This is a genomic window from Rhizobium sp. L43, from assembly GCF_002531725.1.
In the GTDB taxonomy this organism is placed as follows: Bacteria; Pseudomonadota; Alphaproteobacteria; order Rhizobiales; family Rhizobiaceae; genus Rhizobium.
The window spans coordinates 163,829-186,718 of sequence record NZ_NWSQ01000001.1; the positions used below are offsets into that span (position 1 = coordinate 163,829).

Annotated in this window: 26 protein-coding genes; 14 read left to right on the forward strand and 12 right to left on the reverse strand. The window is 63.6% G+C overall.

Annotated elements, in window-relative coordinates; translation table 11 throughout:
- Positions 1-9: 9 nt before the first annotated feature.
- Positions 10-1,356: a formimidoylglutamate deiminase gene (locus CO667_RS00795; protein WP_097616469.1), complete on the reverse strand. Its 1,347-nt coding sequence runs from the start codon at positions 1,354-1,356 to the stop codon at positions 10-12.
- 123 nt (positions 1,357-1,479) lie between these two features.
- Here CO667_RS00795 and hutI point away from each other — a divergent pair, with 123 nt between their 5' ends.
- From hutI to CO667_RS00830, 6 genes are all read left to right on the forward strand, one after another.
- Positions 1,480-2,742: an imidazolonepropionase gene (gene hutI, locus CO667_RS00800; RefSeq protein ID WP_097616470.1), complete on the forward strand. Its 1,263-nt coding sequence runs from the start codon at positions 1,480-1,482 to the stop codon at positions 2,740-2,742.
- The gene (gene hutH / locus CO667_RS00805; protein ID WP_097616471.1) at positions 2,739-4,274 is read left to right on the forward strand and encodes a histidine ammonia-lyase; all 1,536 of its coding nucleotides are present in this window, start codon (positions 2,739-2,741) and stop codon (positions 4,272-4,274) included. Before hutI ends, hutH begins: the two co-directional genes overlap by 4 nt.
- A gap of 202 nt (positions 4,275-4,476) precedes the next feature.
- A complete protein-coding gene (gene hutG, locus CO667_RS00815; RefSeq protein ID WP_097616472.1) occupies positions 4,477-5,280 on the forward strand; it encodes an N-formylglutamate deformylase in 804 nt (267 codons plus the stop codon).
- A gap of 30 nt (positions 5,281-5,310) precedes the next feature.
- The gene (hutU, locus tag CO667_RS00820) at positions 5,311-6,984 is read left to right on the forward strand and encodes a urocanate hydratase (protein WP_097616473.1); all 1,674 of its coding nucleotides are present in this window, start codon (positions 5,311-5,313) and stop codon (positions 6,982-6,984) included.
- Between the two features lie 5 nt (positions 6,985-6,989).
- A complete protein-coding gene (locus CO667_RS00825; protein ID WP_097616474.1) occupies positions 6,990-7,565 on the forward strand; it encodes a HutD family protein in 576 nt (191 codons plus the stop codon).
- 174 nt (positions 7,566-7,739) lie between these two features.
- The gene (locus CO667_RS00830; RefSeq protein WP_097616475.1) at positions 7,740-8,369 is read left to right on the forward strand and encodes a J domain-containing protein; all 630 of its coding nucleotides are present in this window, start codon (positions 7,740-7,742) and stop codon (positions 8,367-8,369) included.
- Positions 8,370-8,396: 27 nt separating this feature from the next.
- On the opposite strand, the gene CO667_RS00835 is transcribed toward CO667_RS00830, so the two are convergent.
- The 5 genes from CO667_RS00835 to CO667_RS00855 form a co-directional block, all read right to left on the reverse strand.
- Positions 8,397-9,098, reverse strand: a complete 702-nt coding sequence (locus tag CO667_RS00835) for a DUF899 family protein (protein ID WP_097616476.1) — start codon at positions 9,096-9,098, stop codon at positions 8,397-8,399.
- Positions 9,099-9,341: 243 nt separating this feature from the next.
- Entirely contained in the window at positions 9,342-10,244 is a 903-nt protein-coding gene (locus CO667_RS00840; protein WP_097616477.1) for an NADP-dependent oxidoreductase, read from the reverse strand.
- A gap of 89 nt (positions 10,245-10,333) precedes the next feature.
- Entirely contained in the window at positions 10,334-10,732 is a 399-nt protein-coding gene (locus tag CO667_RS00845) for a DoxX family protein (protein ID WP_097616478.1), read from the reverse strand.
- Positions 10,733-10,761: 29 nt separating this feature from the next.
- A complete protein-coding gene (locus tag CO667_RS00850) occupies positions 10,762-11,142 on the reverse strand; it encodes a glutathione S-transferase N-terminal domain-containing protein (RefSeq protein ID WP_097616479.1) in 381 nt (126 codons plus the stop codon).
- Positions 11,139-11,987 carry a class III extradiol ring-cleavage dioxygenase gene (locus tag CO667_RS00855; protein WP_097616480.1) on the reverse strand — a complete coding sequence of 283 codons (849 nt, stop codon included), beginning with the start codon at positions 11,985-11,987 and terminating at the stop codon, positions 11,139-11,141. Before CO667_RS00855 ends, CO667_RS00850 begins: the two co-directional genes overlap by 4 nt.
- A 138-nt stretch (positions 11,988-12,125) precedes the next feature.
- Between CO667_RS00855 and CO667_RS00860 the strand changes: the two genes are divergently transcribed.
- Both CO667_RS00860 and CO667_RS34620 read left to right on the forward strand, forming a co-directional pair.
- Positions 12,126-13,025: a LysR family transcriptional regulator gene (locus CO667_RS00860; protein ID WP_097616881.1), complete on the forward strand. Its 900-nt coding sequence runs from the start codon at positions 12,126-12,128 to the stop codon at positions 13,023-13,025.
- Positions 13,022-13,237 carry a hypothetical protein gene (locus CO667_RS34620; protein ID WP_143540683.1) on the forward strand — a complete coding sequence of 72 codons (216 nt, stop codon included), beginning with the start codon at positions 13,022-13,024 and terminating at the stop codon, positions 13,235-13,237. Before CO667_RS00860 ends, CO667_RS34620 begins: the two co-directional genes overlap by 4 nt.
- Positions 13,238-13,464: 227 nt before the next feature.
- Here the strand turns inward: CO667_RS34620 and CO667_RS00870 are convergent, their stop codons facing one another.
- Positions 13,465-13,647 carry a hypothetical protein gene (locus tag CO667_RS00870; protein ID WP_097616482.1) on the reverse strand — a complete coding sequence of 61 codons (183 nt, stop codon included), beginning with the start codon at positions 13,645-13,647 and terminating at the stop codon, positions 13,465-13,467.
- 69 nt (positions 13,648-13,716) lie between these two features.
- Between CO667_RS00870 and CO667_RS00875 the strand changes: the two genes are divergently transcribed.
- Positions 13,717-14,358: an alpha/beta family hydrolase gene (locus CO667_RS00875; RefSeq protein WP_097616483.1), complete on the forward strand. Its 642-nt coding sequence runs from the start codon at positions 13,717-13,719 to the stop codon at positions 14,356-14,358.
- Positions 14,359-14,381: 23 nt separating this feature from the next.
- Here CO667_RS00875 and CO667_RS00880 read toward each other — a convergent pair whose 3' ends face one another.
- The 3 genes from CO667_RS00880 to pcaQ all read right to left on the reverse strand — a co-directional run bounded on the left by CO667_RS00880 (position 14,382) and on the right by pcaQ (position 16,561).
- Positions 14,382-15,053 (reverse strand): RES family NAD+ phosphorylase, encoded by a 672-nt coding sequence (locus CO667_RS00880; protein ID WP_097616484.1) that lies wholly within the window; start codon positions 15,051-15,053, stop codon positions 14,382-14,384.
- Complete coding sequence (locus tag CO667_RS00885; protein WP_097616485.1) at positions 15,050-15,571, reverse strand: MbcA/ParS/Xre antitoxin family protein; 522 nt, start codon at positions 15,569-15,571, stop codon at positions 15,050-15,052. Before CO667_RS00885 ends, CO667_RS00880 begins: the two co-directional genes overlap by 4 nt.
- Before the next feature lie 72 nt (positions 15,572-15,643).
- A complete protein-coding gene (gene pcaQ, locus CO667_RS00890) occupies positions 15,644-16,561 on the reverse strand; it encodes a pca operon transcription factor PcaQ (RefSeq protein WP_097616486.1) in 918 nt (305 codons plus the stop codon).
- A gap of 355 nt (positions 16,562-16,916) precedes the next feature.
- On the opposite strand from pcaQ, the gene pcaD reads away from it, so the two are divergent.
- From pcaD to CO667_RS00915, 5 genes are all read left to right on the forward strand, one after another.
- Entirely contained in the window at positions 16,917-17,726 is an 810-nt protein-coding gene (gene pcaD, locus CO667_RS00895) for a 3-oxoadipate enol-lactonase (RefSeq protein ID WP_097616487.1), read from the forward strand.
- Entirely contained in the window at positions 17,723-18,124 is a 402-nt protein-coding gene (gene pcaC / locus CO667_RS00900) for a 4-carboxymuconolactone decarboxylase (RefSeq protein WP_097616488.1), read from the forward strand. Before pcaD ends, pcaC begins: the two co-directional genes overlap by 4 nt.
- A 9-nt stretch (positions 18,125-18,133) precedes the next feature.
- On the forward strand, positions 18,134-18,883 hold the full coding sequence (pcaH, locus tag CO667_RS00905; protein WP_097616489.1) for a protocatechuate 3,4-dioxygenase subunit beta: 750 nt from the start codon (positions 18,134-18,136) through the stop codon (positions 18,881-18,883).
- 2 nt (positions 18,884-18,885) lie between these two features.
- On the forward strand, positions 18,886-19,497 hold the full coding sequence (gene pcaG, locus CO667_RS00910; RefSeq protein ID WP_097616490.1) for a protocatechuate 3,4-dioxygenase subunit alpha: 612 nt from the start codon (positions 18,886-18,888) through the stop codon (positions 19,495-19,497).
- Between the two features lie 197 nt (positions 19,498-19,694).
- Positions 19,695-20,741, forward strand: coding sequence for a 3-carboxy-cis,cis-muconate cycloisomerase (locus CO667_RS00915; protein WP_097616491.1), 1,047 nt, complete (start codon positions 19,695-19,697; stop codon positions 20,739-20,741).
- Between the two features lie 221 nt (positions 20,742-20,962).
- On the opposite strand, the gene CO667_RS00920 is transcribed toward CO667_RS00915, so the two are convergent.
- Positions 20,963-21,793 (reverse strand): ThiF family adenylyltransferase, encoded by an 831-nt coding sequence (locus CO667_RS00920; RefSeq protein ID WP_097616492.1) that lies wholly within the window; start codon positions 21,791-21,793, stop codon positions 20,963-20,965.
- The gene (locus tag CO667_RS00925) at positions 21,790-22,839 is read right to left on the reverse strand and encodes a Gfo/Idh/MocA family oxidoreductase (protein WP_097616493.1); all 1,050 of its coding nucleotides are present in this window, start codon (positions 22,837-22,839) and stop codon (positions 21,790-21,792) included. Before CO667_RS00925 ends, CO667_RS00920 begins: the two co-directional genes overlap by 4 nt.
- Between the last annotated feature and the right edge of the window lie 51 nt (positions 22,840-22,890).

Genomic DNA, 22,890 nt, shown 5'->3' on the forward strand with positions numbered 1-22,890 from the left:
AGCGCTTTTTCAGGCCGCCAGCAATTCGCCCATCGCGGCGAGGAAACGCCGGTCGATGGCCTCGCGCCCGACATGGCGGCCGCCAGCCACCTGCTTGCGGCCGCGCGCCCAGACGCAATCGACGGAAACGCCGCCGGCAAACAGCCAATGATCGAGGATCTGGTCGCCCGAGAGATAAGGAACGGCTGAGGTATCGAGCGACACGAGATCGGCGTGATGGCCCTCGACGAGCCCGGCCGGCGCTTTAAGCGCGGCACCGCCGCCGGCAAGCGCTTGGGTGAACAGCGAAAGCGCCGTCGAGCCGCCGGTGGCTGCGACGATATTGCGGGCGCGCAGCGCCAGGCGCTGCGAATATTCGAGCTGGCGCAATTCCTCGGGAACCGAGATCAACACGTTGGAATCCGAACCGATCCCGTAACGCCCGCCTTCTTCGAGGAAGAGCGGTGCGGCAAAGGCGCCGTCGCCGAGATTGGCTTCGGTGATCGGGCAGAGGCCGGCAATTGCGCCGCTCTTTGCCATCCGCCGCGTTTCGTCCTCGGTCATGTGGGTCGCATGGATCAGGCACCAGCGCCGATCCACAGGCGCGTGATCGAGCAGCCATTCCACCGGCCGCGCGCCGGACCAGGCGACGCAATCCTCGACCTCCTTCACCTGTTCGGCGACATGGATGTGGATCGGGCCGCCGCCCGCCATCGGCACGAGTCTTGCCAGTTCCTCGGGCGTGGCGGCGCGCAGGCTGTGCGGCGCCAGCCCGAGTTCGGCGCCGTCGAGCCGGCCGGTCACTGCCCGGCATCCCTCCATCAGCCTTTCGAAGCTTTCGAGCGAATTGATGAAGCGCCGCTGGCCGTCGATCGGCGCAGCACCGCCGAAGCCGGAATGGGCATAGAAGACCGGCAGCAAGGTCAGGCCGATGCCGGTCTCTGCGCTCGCAGCACCGATGCGTTCGGCAAGCTCGGCGATATTGGCATAGGCGCCGCCATCGCTGTCATGATGGAGATAGTGGAACTCGCCGACGCGGGAAAAACCGGCCTCCAGCATCTCGGCATAGAGCTTGGCGGCGACCGCCTCGACATGCTCTGGCGTCATCGCCAGAGCGAATTTGTACATGACCGTGCGCCAGCTCCAGAAGCTGTCATTGGCAGGGCCGCGCACTTCGGCAAGACCGGCCATCGCCCGCTGGAAGGCATGGCTGTGCAGGTTGCCCATGGCGGGAACGAGGAGAGCATGCCGCTCATCGCCGGGCGCGGTGGAAACACCGGCCTCGATCTGCGCGATGCGCCCGGCCTCGAGTGTCAGCCGCACGTCCTTCTGCCAGCCCTGCGGGGTCAATGCCGTGTCTGCGTGAAGTGTGGTCATGGCCTTGCCTCTCCTCTTCTCGCGCCGCCGATCTTTCTTTTCCAGAAAAGCGCGCAAAATTTCTCTTGTCACCCGCCGATTATGTATATACATGTTATTGACATAAGGAAAGGCGCAAAGCTGATGACCGGGAACAATTTTTCAGAGGAAACCCCATCCGCCGACGTCAGGCCGGTGCTTTGGCGCAACGCCCGCCTGGCGACGCTTGCGCCGGCGCAAACGGGACTGGGCATAGTCGAAAAGGGCGCCCTGCTCACTGAAAACGGCCGCATCGCCTTTGCTGGCGCCGAAAGCGACCTGCCGGCATCGGCCATCGAACAGTCCGAAATCGTCGATCTCGAAGGCCGCTGGGTAACCCCCGGCCTTGTCGACTGCCACACCCATATCGTTCACGGCGGCAACCGCGCCCGCGAATTCGAGATGCGCCTTGCCGGCGCCAGCTATGAAGAAATCGCCCGCGCCGGCGGCGGCATCGTCTCCTCGGTGAAGGCGACCAATGCGCTGTCGGTCGAAGAGCTTGTCGCCGAGGCACTGCCGCGGCTCGATACGCTGCTTGCCGAAGGTGTCACGACGATCGAGGTAAAGTCCGGCTACGGGCTGAACCGAAGCGGCGAAGTGAAGATGCTGCAGAGCGCCCGCCTGCTCGGCCATATCAGACCGGTGCGCGTCGCCACCAGCTATCTCGGCGCCCATGCGACGCCGGTGGAATATAAGGGCCGCAACGGCGATTATCTCGACGATGTCGTCCTGCCCGGTCTCGACGACATGTTTACTCTCGGCCTTGCCGATGCCGTCGACGGCTTCTGCGAGGGCATCGCCTTTTCCACGACCGAGATTGCCCGCGTCTTCGACAAGGCAAAGGCGCTCGGCCTGCCGGTCAAGCTGCATGCCGAACAGCTCTCCAATCTCGGCGGTGCCAGGCTCGCCGCATCCTACGGCGCGCTTTCGGCCGATCACCTCGAATATCTCGACGAGGAGGGTGTTGCGGCAATGGCGGCTTCCGGCACTGTCGCCGTGCTGCTGCCCGGCGCCTTCTACGCCATCCATGAGAAGCAGAAGCCGCCGGTCGAAGCCTTGCGGCGGGCGGGCGTGCCGATCGCCATCGCCACCGACTGCAACCCCGGCACATCGCCGCTCACCTCGATGCTGCTCACCATGAACATGTCGGCGACGCTGTTCGGCCTCACGGTCGAGGAATGCATTGCCGGCGCCACCCGCGAAGGCGCCCGCGCGCTCGGTCTGCTCGACAAGACAGGAACGCTCGAACCCGGCAAATCCGCCGATCTCGCCATCTGGAATATCGAAAGCCTTGCCGAGCTCGTCTACCGCATCGGCTTCAATCCGCTTCACACACGCGTCTTCAAGGGCGAAAGGAACGGTCGATGACCATTACGCTCCATCCGGGCTCCGTCTCGCTCAAGGATCTGGAAATCATCTATTGGACCGGCGAGCCGGCAAGGCTTGATCCCGCCTTCGATGCCGGGATCGCCAAGGCCGCTGCCCGCATCGCCGAAATCGCCGCCGGCAATGCCCCGGTCTACGGCATCAATACCGGCTTCGGCAAACTCGCCTCGATCAAGATCGACAGCGCCGATGTCGCCACCCTGCAGCGCAATCTCATCCTGTCGCATTGCTGCGGCGTCGGCGCGCCGCTGCCCGACAATATCGTCCGGCTGATCATGGCGCTGAAGCTGGTCTCGCTCGGGCGCGGCGCCTCCGGCGTGCGGCTGGAACTGGTGCGGCTGATCGAGGGCATGCTGGAAAAAGGCGTCATCCCGCTGATCCCGGAAAAGGGCTCGGTCGGCGCCTCCGGCGATCTTGCGCCCCTTGCCCATATGGCGGCGGTGATGATGGGCGAGGCCGAAGCCTTCTTCGCCGGCGAACGGCTCTCAGGCGCGCAAGCCCTCGAACGGGCCGGGCTGAAACCGGTCGTGCTCGCCGCCAAGGAAGGCCTGGCGCTGATCAACGGCACCCAGACCTCGACGGCGCTGGCGCTGGCCGGCCTGTTCCGTGCCCATCGTGCCGCACAGGCGGCCCTCATCACCGGCGCGATGTCCACCGATGCCGCCATGGGCTCTTCGGCGCCCTTCCATCCGGATATTCATACATTGCGTGGCCATAAGGGCCAGATCGACACGGCAGCAGCCCTTCGCGCCCTGCTCGAAAATTCCGTCATCCGCCAGAGCCATATCGAGGGCGACGAGCGCGTGCAGGATCCCTATTGCATCCGCTGCCAGCCGCAGGTCGACGGCGCCTGCCTCGATCTGCTGCGCTCGGTTGCCCGCACGCTTGAAATCGAGGCCAATGCGGTCACCGACAATCCGCTGGTGCTGTCGGACAATTCCGTTGTGTCAGGCGGCAATTTCCACGCCGAACCCGTCGCCTTCGCCGCCGACCAGATTGCCCTCGCCGTCTGCGAGATCGGCGCGATCTCGCAGCGCCGCATCGCGCTGCTGGTCGATCCCACCCTCTCCTACGGCCTGCCGGCCTTCCTCGCCAAGAAGCCGGGCTTGAATTCCGGCCTGATGATCGCCGAGGTCACCTCGGCGGCGCTGATGTCGGAGAACAAGCAGATGTCGCACCCGGCCTCGGTCGATTCGACGCCGACCTCGGCCAACCAGGAAGACCATGTCTCCATGGCCTGCCACGGCGCCCGCCGCCTGCTCGGCATGACCGAGAACCTGTTCGGCATCATCGGCATCGAGGCGCTAACCGCCGCCCAAGGCGTCGAACTGCGCGCGCCGCTATCGACCAGCCCGGAACTGAGCAAGGCGATCACCGCGATCCGCACCAAGGTTCCGAGCCTCGACGTCGATCGCTACATGGCAAACGACCTCGCCGCCGCCGCCGAGTTGGTGGCAACGGGCGCCCTGAACGCCTCGGTTTCGAATGGTATTCTGCCGGTTCTGGAGGGTTGATCGTGATGGTTCTGGACTTGGTACCCCCCTCTGCCCTGCCGGGCATCTCCCCCACAGGTGGGGAGATCGGCTGGGCGGACCCGCTCGTTCCAGCGTCAATTGTTTGGGCAGATTCCATCCGCGAGTCGATCTCCCCCCTTGTGGGGGAGATGTCCGGCAGGACAGAGGGGGGTAACGCCCCAATCGCCGGAGCGCTCTGCCCATGACCACCCCATACGAAATAACGCGGGGCACCTCCCCCGTCATCCTCGGCTTCCCCCATACCGGCACCGACGTGCCGGCTGAGATCGCCGACCGCCTCAACGACAATGGCAGGATCCTCGCCGACACAGACTGGCACATCCACCACCTCTATGACGGCCTGCTCGACGATGTCACGACCGTGCGCGCCACCTTCCATCGCTACGTGATCGACGCCAACCGCGATCCCCAGGGTGTCAGCCTCTATCCCGGCCAGAACACCACCGGCCTCGTTCCCGAGACGGATTTCGACGGCAAGGCGATCTGGAAGGATGGGCAGGCGCCGGACGAGGCCGATATTGCGGCGCGGCTGCGGGATTTTCATGCGCCCTATCACGCAGCCCTTGCCGCCGAGATCGAGCGCGTCAGAGCGATCCACGGCGTCGCGATCCTCTATGATTGCCACTCGATCCGCTCGCATATTCCTTTCCTGTTCGAAGGCAAGCTGCCGGATTTCAATATCGGCACCGATATGGGCAAGACCTGCGACAGCGCCATCGCGCAGGCGACGCTCACCGTCGTCGAAGCGGCGCAAGGGTATGACAGCGTGCTCAACGGCCGTTTCAAGGGCGGCTGGACGACCCGCCACTACGGCCGGCCCGAAACCGGCGTGCACGCAATCCAGATGGAGCTCGCGCAATCGACCCATCTGCAGACCGAGGCACCGCCCTTCGCCTATGACGCAGCCAAGGCCGACCGGCTTCGCATCCATCTCAAAGACATTCTGGTGCGCATCGAACAGATCGCACCGGGCCTGAAACGCTGAAGATTGAAACCTGAGAACAGGGGAACCGTCATGAACAATCCACGCCATAATATCCGGGAAATCCGCGCGCCCCGCGGCAACGAGCTCAATGCCAAGAGTTGGATGACCGAAGCGCCGCTGCGCATGCTGATGAACAATCTCGACCCCGACGTCGCCGAAAATCCGAACGAGCTCGTCGTTTACGGCGGCATCGGCCGCGCCGCCCGCACCTGGGAGGATTTCGACCGCATCGTCGCGACGCTGAAGACACTGACGGAAGAGGAAACGCTGCTCGTCCAATCCGGCAAGCCGGTCGGCGTCTTCCGCACCCACAAGGATGCGCCGCGCGTACTGATCGCCAATTCCAACCTGGTGCCGCATTGGGCGACCTGGGATCATTTCAACGAGCTGGATAAGAAGGGCCTTGCCATGTACGGCCAGATGACGGCCGGCTCGTGGATCTATATCGGCACGCAGGGTATCGTCCAAGGCACCTACGAGACCTTCGTCGAGGCCGGCCGCCAGCATTATGGCGGCAATCTCAAGGGCAAATGGATCCTGACCGGCGGCCTCGGCGGCATGGGTGGCGCCCAGCCGCTCGCCGCCGTCATGGCCGGCGCCTGCTGCCTCGCCGTCGAGTGCAATCCCGACTCGATCGATTTCCGCCTGCGCACCCGCTATCTCGACGCCAAGGCCGAGACGCTCGACGAAGCGCTTGCGATGATCGACCGCTGGACCAAGGCTGGCGAAGCGAAATCCGTCGGCCTGCTCGGCAATGCCGCCGAAATCCTGCCGGAAATGGTCCGCCGCGGCATCCGCCCCGACATGGTCACCGACCAGACTTCGGCGCATGACCCGATCAACGGCTACCTGCCGAAGGGCTGGACAATGGCCGAGTGGAAGGCCAAGCGGGAAAGCGATCCGAAGGCTGTGGAAAAAGCGGCGCGTGCCTCGATGCGCGAACATGTCGAAGCGATGATCGCCTTCTGGAATGCCGGTATTCCGACACTCGACTACGGCAACAACATCCGCCAGGTCGCCAAGGAAGAAGGCCTGGAAAACGCCTTTGCTTTCCCGGGCTTCGTACCGGCCTATATAAGACCGCTGTTTTGCCGCGGCATCGGCCCCTTCCGCTGGGCCGCCCTTTCCGGCGACCCGGAGGATATCTACAAGACCGATGCCAAGGTGCGGGAGCTGACGCCTGGGAATACCCACCTGCACAATTGGCTCGACATGGCCAGGGAGCGCATCGCCTTCCAGGGCCTGCCCGCCCGCATCTGCTGGGTCGGCCTCGGCGACCGTCACCGCCTGGCTCTGGCCTTCAATGAAATGGTCAAGACCGGCGAGCTTTCCGCGCCGATCGTCATCGGCCGCGACCATCTCGACTCGGGCTCCGTCGCCTCGCCGAACCGCGAAACCGAAGCGATGAAGGACGGCTCCGATGCCGTCTCCGACTGGCCGCTCCTGAATGCCCTGCTCAACACCGCCTCGGGCGCCACCTGGGTGTCGCTGCATCATGGCGGCGGTGTCGGCATGGGCTTCTCCCAGCACTCCGGCGTCGTCATCTGCGCCGATGGCACGGATGATGCGGCAAAGCGGCTCGAACGGGTGCTGTGGAACGACCCCGCGACCGGCGTCATGCGCCACGCCGATGCCGGCTATGACATCGCGCTGGACTGCGCCCGGGAAAAGGGCCTGCGCCTGCCCGGCATTCTCGGGAACTGAACCCGGTGAGGATCCTGCGCGCCGGTGATCACAAGCGCATGCCGTGGAAGAACGGCGGCGGCGAAACGGTGGAAATCGCCGTTTCGCCGGAGGATGCCGGCCTTGCCGGTTTCGACTGGCGCGTCAGCATGGCGACCGTTGCAACCGACGGGCCGTTTTCGATCTTTCCCGGCATCGACCGGACGCTGGCGATCCTCGACGGCAACGGCATGGTGCTCGATATCGAAGGCAGCGCGCCGGTGCTGCTGACGACGGCAGGCGATCCCCTCGCCTTCCCGGCTGATATCCCGGTCGCCGCCAGGCTCCAGGACGGCGCGATCACCGATCTCAACGTCATGACGCGGCGTGACGGCCTCGCCCACACGCTGATCCGCATCGACATCGATGGCGGCAAGTCCGTGCCGCTGGCGTCGTCGACCTGCCTGCTGCTTTGCCACCGCGGCGCATTGTCGTTCCGGAAGGACGACGAAAGCGGGGCGCTATCGGCCGGCGATGCGTTGCTGATGACGGATGCAGCAGGAACCGCAGTTGAGATCGACGGCGAAGCCAGATGTTATCTCGTCTCGATCACCACACCCTGATCTTCGCGCAACTTCTTGAAAAAATTCAACAATCAAAAGATAGCTTAGGCTTTCGCAGCGACGATTGCGAATTCCGGCCATGGACGTCATTCCTGCTTTCGGTCTAAACTTTGCCTTGCTGATGCAGAAGAAGACCTAGACTGTCCGGACGTGCCGGGTAGCAATGGAGCAGGCGTGACGGATCCCTACGATATTCTCGGCGTTGAACGCGATGCGGACGAGGCCCAGCTGAAGGCCGCCTATCGGCGCCTGGCGAAGGTTGCCCATCCCGATTCGGGCGGCGATTCGCAAGCCTTCGACAATCTTCAGAAAGCCTATGCGCTGCTTCTCGATCCGGTCCGGCGCAAGGTGTTCGACGATACCGGCTACGATGTCGAATTCGCCGATGCCGCCGAGTTGCAGGCGCTCGTGCTGATCGAGAAGCTCGTCACCGACGCGGTGCTCGACGAGCGCGCGCCCGGAAGTTTCGATCCCGTCGCCGTCATGCAGGACAGTCTCTCCGAAGAACTGCGCAAGGCGCGGTTCAGCAAGAGCGAGCTGGAGCGCCACGCCTCGCGCATCGGCCTGCATCTGGAGCGGCTCGAAAAACAGTCCGGCCGCGATGTGCTCGCCCACATGTTCCGCGCCCGCATCGAAGCGATTTCCAAGGCGGTCGCGGAAACCGAGGCAAAGATCAAGGCGGCGGAACGCGCCGCCGACATGCTGTGCGGCTATGTCTACGACATCGATCCGCCGCCGCTGCCGGAGGCAGCCGTCGCCAATATCGAATGGGTCGAGGCGTCGAGAAACCGCTCCACCGGCTGACGGAGCGGCCGGCTTGATAGGGCAGCTTCAATAAGACAGCTTCGGATACCAGTCCGGCGCCCGGCCTTCCGGCGTCGTGTCGATCACGGTCCAGAGCGGCATCAGGTCGGGGGCGCCGCGCGGATCCTCGCCGGGATCGGAGGTCACCTCGCCCATTTCCTGACTCCAGAAATGGCGGATGGTGCCGTCGCGGCGCGTGAAGACATTATAGGCGGCGTCATCGCCGCCGCCTCTGCCGATGGCGTGGTAGTCGCGGCTATAATCGCCTGTCGTGTCGGAATAGAGCGGCAGGTGGTGCCAGCCGCGCTCCTTCTTGAAGGCGAGCAGCCTGTCGATCGGCGACAGCGCGACGACGGCAAGGGCGGCGCGCTGCTGGATGTCGGGCACTTCGCCGTCCCAGGCCGACAGCAGCGAGGTGCACATCGGGCATGGGCGCTCGCGTTCCGGGCCGAACATATAGCTGTAGACGATCAGCGTATCCTTGTCGGCGAAGAGTTCGGTCAGCGATATCGGCCCACCGGCGCCTTCGAAGCGATAGTCCTTTTTCACTTCGCCGCCCGGCGGCAGCGCCCGGCGCTGTTTCGCGACACGCTCGATATGGCGGCGCAATTCGATCTCTTCGGCGAGCAGCGCGTCGCGGGCGATGCGATATTCCTCGCTCTCATTGGGAAACTTTACGCCATTCTTTGCCGCAAGCACGGCGGCGGGGACCAGATGCCTGTTGTCCATGACATATCCTCCTTCTATTGCCGCGCGTCTCTGACGCGCCAAGAACGTGCTGAAGCCGCAAAGGGAATAAGCACATCGTTGGCATGACGATCGGAGGATGCGAAAATCGACAGCGGCGGCGCGAAAAATCCGCCTTTGGGGAGCAACGGAACAGAAAAACTGCATAAGCGGACGGCAGCACCGGCATGAAGAACGTCATGCCGGTGCTGTCGTCCGTGTGACGCCTGGCCGCGTCTTTGTCTCTCAGTGTTTGAGAACGACCTTCCCCGGAGCACCTGCCGCAACCGCGCTCTGGGCAAGGCCGATCTGCTCCAGCGGGAAGGTGTGTGAAATCGGGATTACCAATTCACCGCTGGCGGCGGATGCCAGAACGGCGTCGAGCATGGTCGCGTCGGTGCGATGGTAGAGTTCGCGGATGATAATCCGGCTTCCGGCATTGGCGCCGTCCGGCACCGGAACGATGCTTGCAACCGTGCCACCGTCGCGGACGTGAGTGATGAGGTTGCCGGCCACCGGCCCGGCCGTGCTGATCGCATAGTCGAAGCTCGGGCTTGCGGCGGGAACCGTGATGTCGAGCGCCTCGCCCGCCAGCTCCCGGCCTTCGTTCAGCCGCTCGGGCCGGACCCCGGCAACCGGCTTTGCGCCGACCTGCTTGAGGTATTGGATGGCGGACCGTCCGACCGTGCCGAGACCGCCGGAAACGAGAACCCGGTCGCCAGCCTTGACGCCGAGCGCTTCGACGGTCTGCCGCCCAGTGAGACCTGCCTTGACCAGCGAGGCGCCCTGCTCGAAGCTGAGGGCAGCGGGCAGCCTTGCGATCGATGTGGCGGGAACGACACCATACTCTGCATGGGCGCCTTTGCCGTTTGCGGCAAAATCGGCGACAACCCGGTCGCCGACCGCAAAACCGGTCACGCCTTCGCCGAGTGCCGAGATGGTGCCGGCGGCGTCACCGCCGAGCACTGCCGGCAGCGGAAGCGGAATATACTGGGCCATGAAGCCCTGGCGGAGGATGAGATCGAAAGGATTGACGGCGGATGCCGCGATGTTGATCAGGACTTCGCCCGGTCCGGGCTTCGGTGTCGGAAGATCCGCGACTTCGAACTGATCGACATCACCGTAGGATTTGAGAAGTGCCGCTTGCATTGCAGGTCTCCAGAATTTTCGTCTCGTTTGTGCCTGTGCCCGGCTGCCGCTCGACAGCCAGGCATGGGCGATTTCCGCATAGTGCCGTCTCAGGCCGTGGCGGAACGCCGCGCATTGTCGAGCGTCCAGGCTCCGCCGCCGGCAAAGGCGATGTAGAGGAAGATGAAGCAGAACAGGATGGCGGGCTCGCCCATGTTCAGCGAGGGCCAGAAACCATACGGCGTGTGGCCCATGAAATAGGCGGCAGCCATTTCGCCCGAAGCGATGAATGCCGCGATGCGCGTTTGAAATCCGACGAGCATCAGAGCTGAGGTGATCACTTCGATCGCTCCTGCTACCAGCAGGATGGCGGGCAGCGGATAGGGTACCCCTTGAATCGGACCCGGAAACTGCAGAAACTTCATGGTCGCGTGTTCGAGGAAGAGTAAGGCCGTTATGATGCGCAGAAGTGCAAGGACGTATGGCGTCCATTTGCCGGTATTGATCATCGAGTTTCTCCAAAGAGGTTGATGGGAGATCAGGCGGCGGAGGCCGCCTTCTTGAGTTCCTGGTTTTCTTTCCAGAGCTTCATCGACATGGCGAAGACACCATCGACATAGTTCCGGTAAACCGTCATGCCTGCCGGATCGCGGCCGGCCTTCGCTGCGAAAAATGCAACGATATCATCGGATTCAGCAATGTAGCGGCCGGGCTCGAGCTGCGCCGAGGGAAAGCTCACCTTGTCGAGATGCGGCGAAAGCTCCGCCCGGATCTTCTCCTCCTGCTCGGTTCCAGGAGTGAAGTCGCGGCTTTCCACGTCCGAGGCCAGCCCCGATTCCAGAAGAAAGAGGCGAACCTTGAGACAGAAGGGGCAGTTTTCCTTGAGGTAGACGATCGGCTTGAAGGTTTCGCTGGTCATTGCGCGTCTCCATGTGATTGAGGGGTTGAGGGGACGCGGCCGAAACGGAAGCTCGATGCGGTAACCCCGCCGGCGAAGTCCTTCTGGTGATAGGTGGTGGCACCGGCTTCGTTCTCGGCGGCGCCGACCACCACCATCAGCGGAATGAGGTGGTCTTCGCGCGGATGCGCCGCCCGGGCAGCCGGCGCCTGCTGCCACTCGATCAGCCGCTCGGTGCGCTTGTCGGAGGGCGCGTGGACCAGCGTTTCCTGAAGCCAGGCGTCGAAGCGGCGGGACGGCTCGTATCCGCCGGTGCCGCGCATGGCCGAAAGGTTGTGATAACTGAGACCGCTGCCGATGATCAGCACGCCCTCGTCACGCAAGGGCGCCAGCGCCCGGCCGACCCTGATGTGCAGCGCCGGATCGTAACCCGCATCCAGCGAAAGCTGCACGACAGGAATGTTCTCTTCCGGATAGAGCGGCTTCATGATGCTGAACGTGCCGTGATCATAACCGCGCGTCGGATCAAGCGCCGCTTCGATGCCGCCCGTGCGAAGCAGCTGCTGCACGCGGTTTGCCAGATCAGGCGAACCCGGGGCATTGTAGGTGATGTGGTAGAGGTGTTCCGGAAAGCCGTGATAGTCGTAGACCATGCCGGGCTTGACGCCCGACGATATGGCAAAACCCTCCTCTTCCCAGTGACCCGAGACGACGAGGATCGCCTTCGGCGCGCCGCCGAGTTCGGCGCGCATGTCGACCAGCGACTGTTCGAGCACGTCGAAGTTGCGGCGGAATTCGCCGGTCATGTAGGGCCAGGGGCCACCGCCATGGCTGATGAAATAGGTCGGGAGTCGAGAGTCTGTCACCGCAATCGTCCTTTCGCATCATTGCCGCGAGCGTCGGCGGGCTTCGATGGGTGTTGTTGCGGAAGACTTTGATTTTTTCTCCATCATTGATCAATGTGGCGGATATTGAAGAACCGTTTCCTGGATGTTGATGATCGAATGGACACGTTGACGAGCCTGCGGGTGTTCTGCACCGTCGCCGAACTGAAAAGCTTCACCTCTGCCGCCGACCGCCTTGGCGTTTCGCCGGCCATGGCGAGCAAGCATGTGATGCAGCTCGAGAACCGGCTGGGGACACGGCTGCTCAACCGAACCAGCCGCCATGTCAGCCTGACGGAGACCGGGCGGCTTTATTTCAACCAGACCAGGGAGATGCTCGAACGGCTGGACGAGGTGGAAGACGCCATCGGCAACGTGACGGTGGCTCCCCGTGGTACCTTGAAATTGAGTGCGCCGGTTTGGGCGGCAACCAACTATTTTACCGACATGCTGGCAGCGTATAATCGGCGCTACCCCGACGTCTGCCTGGACTTGGATCTCAGCGGCCGGCTGGTGAATCTGGTTGACGAAGGTTTCGATCTTGCGCTGCGGGCAACGTCGCAAGACCGGCTCGATCCGGGCCTCGTCGCCCGCCCGCTGACGAATGTGCAGTTCCGTCTGATGGCCTCGCCTGATTATCTCGAGCGAACCGGGCGCCCGCAGAACATCGCCGAACTCAACGGCCACGCACTGCTTCGCTACTCCGGCATCAACCTCGGGGAAAGCATGTCGCTGGAAGCTCCGGACGGACCACACAAGATCACCTTCCGCACCGTGATGCTGAGCGACAACGAGACAATTATGCACCTGGCGGCCCTGCGTGGCATGGGCCTGGCCTTCCTGCCGAAATGGATGGCCGAGCAGGACATCGAAGCCGGCCGGCTGGAGATCGTGCTTCCGGCCATTATGCTCGGCTTCAACAGCACACTTTACGCCGTATATCCGAGCCGCAAATATCTCTCGGCCAAGGTCCGCACCTTCATCGATTTTCTGACGGTGAGCACGCGGGAGATGGAATGATCTTCGCTCTCATTGGAACCGGACGCCATTCTTGCCACAAGCACGGCAGCGGCGCGAAAAACGGCGGCGAGAAAAAAATCCCACTTCGGAATCCCGAAATTCCCCCGCTTCGGGATTCCGAAATCCGCCGCCTTTTCAGCGCCGTTGCCGCAGGGAAATATGCAATAATTCCAATGATGCAGCCAATTTCGGGATTCCGAAGTGCTATATAGACTATGGAGGGAATTGCCGGCTATCGCCTCCAACACGAACCCAAGGCCGTGGTCCACCCGATGTCCGAGAAGCAAAAAGGGCGCTCGACCCTTGCGGGGAGCGCCCTTATCCTGTCGGACAGCGAGCAGTTCGACGACGTCGATACCACGCGCATCCATTTTTCAGGCAGGGCCGGTATATGTACCTTTTGTGAGGCGGTTTCAAGGGCGGTTCTTCACATCAGCCGCTAAAAGGCTACGCCGGTCACGGGATTGACCACCGGCCGCTCACTTTTGTCCTTGACGCCTTCAGGCTGCACGGCCGGCGTCGCCATGGATTCTGCGTCAGCCGGCTCCGGCTTTTCCGGAACGGTTCCGACATCTTTGGGGCGGCGCTGTTCGGGCTTTACGTTTTCATCATTCGTCGACATTGTCCGTCTCCTTTCGAGGAAAAGTCACGGGCGCCGACATGGTTCCGATGACGGGATGGAGGATTGCCGATGTCTGACAGGTTTCTGCTTCAAGGCCCCCATGATGCACGCTTCACCCTCCTTCTTGCGCATGGCGCCGGCGCGCCGATGGACTCGGCATCGATGACATCAGCGGCTGAGGCGCTCGCCGGCGTCGGTTTCCGTGTCGCACGCTTTGAATTCGCCTACATGGCGGCGCGGCGCACGGCGGAGGGTCGCAAGCCGCCGCCGCGCGCCGAAACGCTCAATCCCGAATACGAGGCGGCGATTGCAGAACTCGGCGTCAGCGGCCCGCTGATCATCGGCGGCAAGTCGATGGGCGGCCGGGTCGCCAGCATGATCGCCGACGATCTCCATCGTCAGGGGAAGGTCGCCGGCCTGCTCTGCCTCGGCTATCCCTTTCATCCCCCCGGCGAGCCGAAGAAACTCCGCACCGCCCATCTCACCAGGCTCGCGACATCGGCGCTGATCTGCCAGGGTACCCGCGACGAATTCGGCACGCGGGACGAGGTGCCGGGTTATGATCTCTCCGACCGGATCGAGATCCTCTGGCTGGAGGACGGCGACCACGACCTCAAGCCGCGCAAGACGATCTCCGGCTTCTCCGCCGCCGATCACCTCGCCACGATGGCGAAGACGGCAAAGGCGTGGGCCGAGCGGCTGCAGGTTTAGGCATCACCTCGCGACTGTCGCCATCAGGCCGCAAGCTTCCTGACATCGATGCGCCGGTCGGTGGCGAAAACGGTAATTTCGAAGTGATCGGCCTGCACCACGTCGCGAATGTTCTTCGGCCGGTGCGCGGCGATGTTGACGCCGCCTCGCAGCCGGACACTGTCATAGAGGATGCCGGCACCGCCGCTCGAGCGCAGCTGTTCGCCCAGCACCTGCGACGCCGCATAGCTGGTGCCGTCATAGACATCGGGCCGCAGCGTCTGTTCGCCGCGAATGTCGAGGTAATCGCCGATCAGCGTGGCCGAATAGCTTCGATAGGTCCGTGCCATCGTCGCCACCCCGCGCGCCAAAGTCTCGCGCCGGAGGTGGTGGCCGACCTCGGCGGCGGCTGTCTTCAGATTGTCGGCGGCATACCAGGCGCCGAGATCGGGGCCGTTGAAGCGCATGCCGCCGGGGGCGACATGCAGGAAGGCCGCCATGACGATGCTGGCGTTGGGCATGCCGTAAACCCATTGATCCCTGGGAAGCCGCTGGATGCGGTCGGCGACGAGACGGTCGTTGGTCCAGCCGACGAGCTCCATTACGGCTTCGAGATCGGCCGCCCTCGCCACCGTATCGAAAAGCCCGATCGGCGGAAATTGCGACGGGATCAGCCGGCAGGACGGCCGCGGCGCCTGAGCATAACGGTCGCTCACCGGAAGACGATGTCCGCATCTTCGTAAGGCGTGAAGGCTTCGTCGAGCCTGTTCGGCTGCATGTAGACACCGCCTCGGGCGCCATCGAGAAATCGGCGGACGGTTATCATCCCGTCCTGGGTTCCGTTCGTCACCACGTCAAGCGGCGGATGCCCGCCGAAAACCGGCGCCTGATGCGGCATGCGCAGCCAGGCGACGCCGGCGCGGTCATCGGCAAAAAGCACGCCGAGCGCCTGATGAATGCCGAGCACCGCGGAGATCCGGGTCAGCGTATCGACATCAAGGATGAAAGTGCCGTGCTCGCGCGCCTGCTTGGCCCAGCTGTGGTAGGTCGACCGAGAGGGATAGCCGAGCATCAGCAGCCGCTGTTCTTCGTTCAAGCCCCAGAGATCGGCGATCGCCAGGAAGGTTCGCAAGGCCGGCGCGCTCAACCGCCGGCGGTTTGCCGGGGCAAAGCGTCCGGTTTCCAGCCGCTGCCGCCCCTGGTCTTCCCGATCCCTGCGTCGTGCGTGCGGCATAGCGCTCTCCTGTCTTGAATTAGACATAGTCCAAATATGGGCAAACATCAATCAAATTTAAAGAGCCGGGCGTCAGGAAAGCTCCGCTGCCGCCTCGCGGATCGTCTGCATCAGGATCGATTGCGGCGCCGACGGCACGGCATCAGCGCGCATCGTCAACCCCACAGGCCCCCTGGTTTCGCCGGTATCGACCGGCAGCAGCGCCAGCCGCCCGTCGGCGACATCGTCGGCCACCACGCCGTTGGAAATAATCCAGATCGCATCGCTTGCCCTGAGGAAGGCGCGGCCGAAAGAATCCGACACCGTCTCGATCTGGTTCGGCAGGCTCGCGACGCCGTTGGCGATGAGGAAATTTTCAACCACCGGCCGGATGATCGAACCCCGGGTTGGCATCAGCACCGTGTAGTCGCCGAAACCTGAAAACAGCGATCGCCGGCCGTCGAGCAGCGGATGGCCGGCGCGCACGGCAAACACCACCTGCTCGGAATAGAGATGTTCGAAGGAAAAGCCCGCCATCTTTTCGGCGCCTGCCAGGCGGCCGACGACGAGGTCCAGATCGCCGACACGAAGTTGCTCCAGGAGCACGGCATTCTCGCCGGTGACGATCTTCACCCGGCTCCAGGTCCGCTCCTTGAGGAAGAGTTCCATCGCTCGCGGCATGATCCGCGACGACACCGTCGGCAGCGCGCCGATCCGGATCGGCGGCGCATCGGAAAACTGCTCCTGCGAGACGGAATCGAGACCCTGGCGCAGCGCCGTCAGCGCCGCTCCGGCATGGCGCAGGAAGACCTCGCCGTAGCGGGTGATCTTGATGCCGCGGCCGTCGCGTTCGAAGACGGCAACACCCAGCGCCTGTTCCAGCTCGCGGATCGTCTTCGTCACCGCCGGCTGGCTGACATGCAGCAATTCGGCCGCCTTCATGACGCTCTTCTGCCGCGCCACCTCGACAAAGGTCTGCAGATGACGAAACTTGACGCGGCTGTCGATCATCGCTCGCATAACTCCCAGGTTATCGAAATGCCTGAAAATATCATTTTACTTAACCGGATCAACCATTCAGTTTTGAAATGAAGGCAGGGTGCGCGGAAAGAGCCAGTCGCCGCAGCGACGGCCCGTGGCTGTTGTGATGCGCGCAGGAAGAAAATGAATGCCGGCTTGGTGAAGCATCCGACGAGATGCCGCTGCAGGCCTAGGCGAGTTTGGCGGGAAAGCCAACCCACACTCCGTCATCCTCGGCCTTGAGCCGAGGATCCATGCCGCAGCTTGTGGGTGCCGTGTGGATGTTCGGGTCAAGCCCGAACATGACGGAGGGTGGGGGCTCGGACTTGAACAAGGAGGACGTAACGTGCAATTCGCCCGCATAAACGACGTGACGATCCATTATCAGGTCATCGGCGCCCCGGCCGACAGGCCGGTGATCGTCTTTACCAATTCGCTCGGGACAGATTTCCGCATCTGGCGCGACGTCGTGGTGCGGCTCGCCGGCGACTTCGCCATCGTGCTTTACGACAAGCGCGGCCACGGCCTTTCCGATGTCGGCCAGCTCCCCTCATCGATCGAGGACCATGCGACGGATCTCGCCGGCCTGCTCGATCTCTTGTCGGTTAAGAATGCCGTCATCTCAGGCCTCTCCGTCGGCGGCCTGATCGCCCAGTCGCTTTATCAGCGGCGGCCGGATCTGGTCAGCGCGCTCATCCTTTGCGACACCGCCCACAAGATCGGCACGGCGGAGAGCTGGAACGCCCGCATCGCCGCCGTCGAGAAAGATGGTATCGGCAGCATCGTCGACGCCATCATGGAGCGCTGGTTCACGCCGGCCTTCCGCAGGCCCGAAAACACCGCCTATTCCGGCTATTGCAATATGCTGACGCGCCAGCCCGTCGAGGGTTATATCGCCGCCTGTGCCGCGATCCGCGACGCCGATTTCACCGAGCTGGCAAAGACGATCGCAGTGCCGACGATCTGCATCGTCGGCGACCAGGACGGCTCGACGCCGCCCGATCTCGTGCTCTCCACGGCGCGGCTTATCCCTGGCGCCCGTTACGAAGTCATCCCCGATTGCGCCCACATCCCCTGCGTCGAGCAGCCGGAGGCGTTGACGGCGATCATCCGCGCCTTCCTCACATCCTTTCCGCCTGGAGAAAACAGCCCATGAATGAGACCGCCGCCTCCGAGCGCTATCGGCAGGGCATGGCGACCCGCCGCGCCGTGCTCGGCGACGCCCATGTCGACCGCGCCGCCGCCGCAACGACCGAGTTCGACCGCCCCTTCCAGGAGCTGATCACCGAAGCCGCCTGGGGTCATGTCTGGTCGCGCCCGGCGCTGACGAAGCGCGAGCGCTCGATCGTCACCATTGCCCTGCTCGCGGCTCTCGGCCAGGACGACGAGGTCGCCATGCATGTGCGCGCCACCGCCAATACCGGGGCAAGCCGCGAGGATATTTGCGAGGCGCTGCTGCATGTGGCGATCTATGCCGGCGTTCCCGCCGCCAATCATGCGATCAAGATTGCCAAGCAGGCCTTTGCACAAATGGACGCCGAAAAGGCGGCCTGAGGGAGAGACATGTCCGAACGACCCAACCAAAAGCCCGAGACCGGCGCCTTCTTCGGCCGCGACCGTGCCTGGCATGCGCCGGCGCTGACCCCTGGCTACAAGACCTCCGTGCTGCGCGCGCCGCAGCGCGCGCTGCTGTCGCTCGACGGCACGATCTCAGAAACGACAGGCCCGGTCTTCGGCCATTCGATGATCGGCGAGCTCGATAACGACCTGATCCTGAACTACGCGCAGCCCGGCGAAAGCGCCATCGGCGAGCGCATCATCGTCCACGGCCGCGTGCTCGACGAGCGCGCCAAGCCGGTAGCCGGCGCCCTGGTCGAATTCTGGCAGGCCAATGCCGGCGGCCGCTACCGCCACAAGAAGGAAACCTATCTCGCGGCGATCGACCCGAATTTCGGCGGCTGCGGCCGCGCCATCACCGACGAGGAAGGCCGTTACCATTTCCGCACCGTCCGCCCCGGCGCCTACCCTTGGCCGAACGGCGTCAACGACTGGCGCCCTGCCCATATCCATTTCTCGATCTTCGGCCACGGCTTTGCCCAGCGCCTGATCACCCAGATGTATTTCGAGGGCGATCCGATGATTTGGAAATGTCCGATCGTCGGCACCATCCCCGATAAGGCGGCGATCGAGCAACTGATCGCGCCGCTCGACTGGGGCAATACCATTCCGATGGATTCACGCGCCTATAAATTCGATATCGTGCTGCGCGGCCGCCGCTCAACGATGTTCGAAAACAGGCTGGAGGGCAACTAACCATGCAGCAGCTCGGCTATCTCAAGGAAACCCCGTCGCAGACGGCGGGCCCCTATGTCCACATCGGCCTGACGCCGAATTTCTGCGACATAGCGGGCGTCTACGGCACCGATCTCGGCATCGAGATGGTCAATGACAAGACGCTCGGCGAACGCATCACCGTCACCGGCCGGATCTTCGACGGCGCCGGCGCATTGGTGCGCGATGCCGTTATCGAGATCTGGCAGGCCGACAGCGCCGGCCTCTACAACAGCCCGTCGGAAATGCGCGGCGCCGCCGACCCGAACTTTACCGGCTGGGGCCGCTGCCCGACCCGCGCCGAGGACGGCGTCTACAGCTTCGAGACCATCAAGCCCGGCCGCGTTCCCTTCAAGGACGGCCGCAGACAAGCCCCGCACATCACCGTCTGGATCGTCGCCCGCGGCATCAATATCGGCCTGCATACGCGCATGTATTTCCCGGAGGAGACGGAGGCCAACGCTAGCGACCCGCTGCTGTCGCGCATCGAACATCGCGAACGCGTCGCAACGATGGTCGCCACCCGCGACGGCGCGACCTGCCATTTCGACATTCATCTGCAAGGCCCCAAGGAGACGGTGTTTCTGGATATTTGAGAGGTGCTGGTCGCTTGTTCGGAAGGCTCCGCGCAAGCAGCCCCCTCACCCTGCCCTCTCCCCAAGGGGAGAGGGGAACAGTGCCACGCGAGAATATCTGCCCATAAGGCGCCGACGCCGCCGCGATTCCCTTCTCCCCAGCGGGGAGAAGGTGGCGGCAGCCGGATGAGGGGGCCACCACCACAAACGAGCAAACCATGACCGCATCGCCCTTCGACCATCCCTTCCTCTCCGGCCTGCTCGGCGACGACGAAATCGCGCCCTACTTCTCCGCCGAGGCCGATATCCGCGCCATGCTCTCCTTCGAGGCCGCGCTCGCAAGGGCCGAAGCAGCGCATGGCCTCATCCCCGGCGACGCCGCAAGGAAGATTGCCGACACCTGCGCCGCCTTTTCCCCCGATGTGTCGGCTCTTCGAGCGGCAACGGCAAGGGATGGCGTCGTCGTACCCGACCTCGTCAGGCAGCTGCGCATCGCGGTCGGCGAGGACGCGGCCAAGAGCCTGCATCTCGGCGCCACCAGCCAGGATGTGATCGACACCAGCCTGATGATCCGGTTGAAGGCCGTCGTCTTCCTGTTTGCCGGCCGGCTTTCCGCAATTGACGCAGGGCTCGATGGGCTTGACCGCCAGTTCGGCCAAAACCGGCTGATGGGCCATACCCGCATGCAGGCGGCGATCCCGATCACTGTCACTGATCGCCTCAATGCCTGGCGCGCGCCGCTGGCGACCTATCGCGACCGCCTGACCGAGCAGAGTTTTCCCGTCCAGTTCGGTGGGGCCGCCGGCACGCTGGACAAGCTCGGCGCGCAAGGCCCGGCAATCCGCGCCTCGCTCGCCGGGGAACTCGGCCTTACCGACAGACCGCAATGGCAGAGCGGCCGTCTGCCGATCGCCGATATCGCCGGCCTGTTCGCGTCGATTTCGGGAAGCCTCGGCAAGATCGGCCAGGATATCGCCCTGCTCGCCCAGGCAGGCGACGAGATCGAAATCTCAGGCGGCGGCACCTCGTCGGCAATGGCCCACAAGCAGAACCCGGTGGCCGCCGAGGCCCTGATCTCGCTTGCCCGCTTCAACGCCACTCTTCTGTCGGGCATCCATCAATCCCTCGTCCATGAACAGGAACGCTCCGGTGCAGCCTGGACGCTCGAATGGCTGCTGCTGCCGCAGATGGCGATGGCAACCGCCGCCAGCCTGCGGCTGGCGAAGGAGTTGACGGGAAATATCAAAAGGCTTGGAGCGGCCTAAAGCGCGTCGCAATCTTTCATATCCGCCCTTCGCGCGTCTACCTCGAGCGAAACGAGACAAGTTTCATCGAAGGAGCGCATCGTTTCTTTGTCGGCTGTGCCGGCATCGTACATGGCTTCAACCGAGCTGTGGATCGCTTCGAAAGCATCTTTTGAACTTCCGCTTTGTCTTCATCCTTTGCCTCTGCGCCGCGTCGCCGATATTCGCGCGATCCTAGGTGATCACCCGAGCTTAGCTATTGCACGCAAATTATCGGCCGTCGTTGTCGGGAATTCGAAGAATTCGAGATAGGCCGGGATTTGTTCGAACAACATGTCCGTCCCGACTTGAAAGGCGCAGCCCCGCGCCCGTACGGCTTCGAGAAAAGGGGTGATCTCCCGGCTCATCACGACTTCGCCCACAAAGGTCGATGGGGAAATGCGCTCGACATCGATGGGTAGAGGATCGTTCCGCCGCATGCCGAGCGGGGTGGCGTTGACGACAATGTCGAAACCGGCCGGATCGAGAGAGCCGATCGTGACCTGCAGCTGCGGATAATATGTCTTCAGCCGGTCGAGCAGCGCGGCCGCGGTCGTCGCATTGGCGTCGAAGATCGCCAGATGGGCCACACCGGCCTGCGCCAGCGACGCGGCGATCGCCGAGCCGACGCCACCGGCACCGACGACGAGCGCCTGCGCGCCTTCGACCTTCTTGCCCTTGCGCAGAACGCCGCGAACGAAACCCTCGCCGTCGAACATGTCGCCGATCAGCCTGCCGTCCGAACCGAGACGCACCGCATTGCACGAGCCCGCGACTTTGGCGTTGGTCGATGCTTCGTCGAGCAGCGCCATCGTCGAAATCTTGTGCGGCATGGTGATCAGCGCGCCGTGAATATTGGAGAGCCGGAAGCAAAGCTTCAAGAAGGCGGGATAGTCCTCCGGCCTGCAGCCCATCGGCACGACGACCGCGTCGATCCCGGTCTTTTCGAAATACGGATTGTAGATCAGAGGCGCCTTGAAGGACTCGGTGGGATAGCCGAGATGGGCGATGAGTTTGGTCGTCCCGGTGATCATGTGGCTGGACTTTCAGAGAGGTGGATCATCGTCCCCGAGCTTGCCGATCTCTTGATCGCTTCGACGACCTTGAGGGTGGCGAGGCCCTCTCGCCCGCTGACGAGAGGCGCGGCATCGCCGCGAATGACATCGCAAAAATGGCTGAGCTGAAGGCAAAGCGGATCGGCTGCTTCGCAGGGCATGCGCTCCTCGGCGAGCTGCTCCAGCCAATCCGGCTTCGACGTGCTCGTCCAGAGCGTCAAATCAGGCAAGCCGAGCGAACCCTTGGTGCCGCCGATCTGGTAGCAATGACCGGCATAGCGGGGAAACGCAGGGTTCTCGCCGGTGGTCGCCTCCCAGCTCCAGGGCGCGGCCACGGCATCGCTGCCGGTGAGCGTGGCCAGAATGCCGCTGGCGAACCGCAGGGAGACGACGGCCGTATCCTCGACGGCGTGGTGCCGCACGGCGTGCGATTCCATCGCATGCACGGCTTCGACTTCGCCGAACAGAAATCGGAACAGGTCGACATCGTGGATCAGGTTGACGAAGACCGGGCCGGCGCCCGCCTCACGCCGCCAGGGGATGTCGAAATAGTCGTCAGGCTTGGCGACCCAGAAGGTGCCATGCACCGTGACGATCCGGCCAAGCCTGCCGCCGTCGACGATCTGCTTGGCGGCCTGAACGATCGGGTTGTAGCGCCGGTGATGGCCGACCAGGAGCGGGATCCCTGCCCTCTCGCCGGCGGCAACGAGCCTTGCAGCGGCATCGACATCGTCGGCGATCGGTTTTTCCAAGAGAACAGGAATGCCCGCGGCGATGACTTCCAGTCCGTTCTCGACGTGAAGCTGGTTCGGCGTTGCGACGATGACGCCGTCAGGTCTGTCCTCGGCAGGCATGTCCGAGAAGCTGCGATACCACAGGATGCCGGTATTCCGGGCGAAATCACGACCGGCCGAAGACGGATCGACCACGGCGGAGAGAACGGTTCCGGGCTCGGATATCACCCGCTCGGCATGGCGTCTGCCGATCAGGCCGGCTCCCATGACTGCAATCTCCAGCGGCTTCATGATCGGCTCCGAGAATGGGCGAGATTTGATGGTTGATCCGCGTTGAAACGG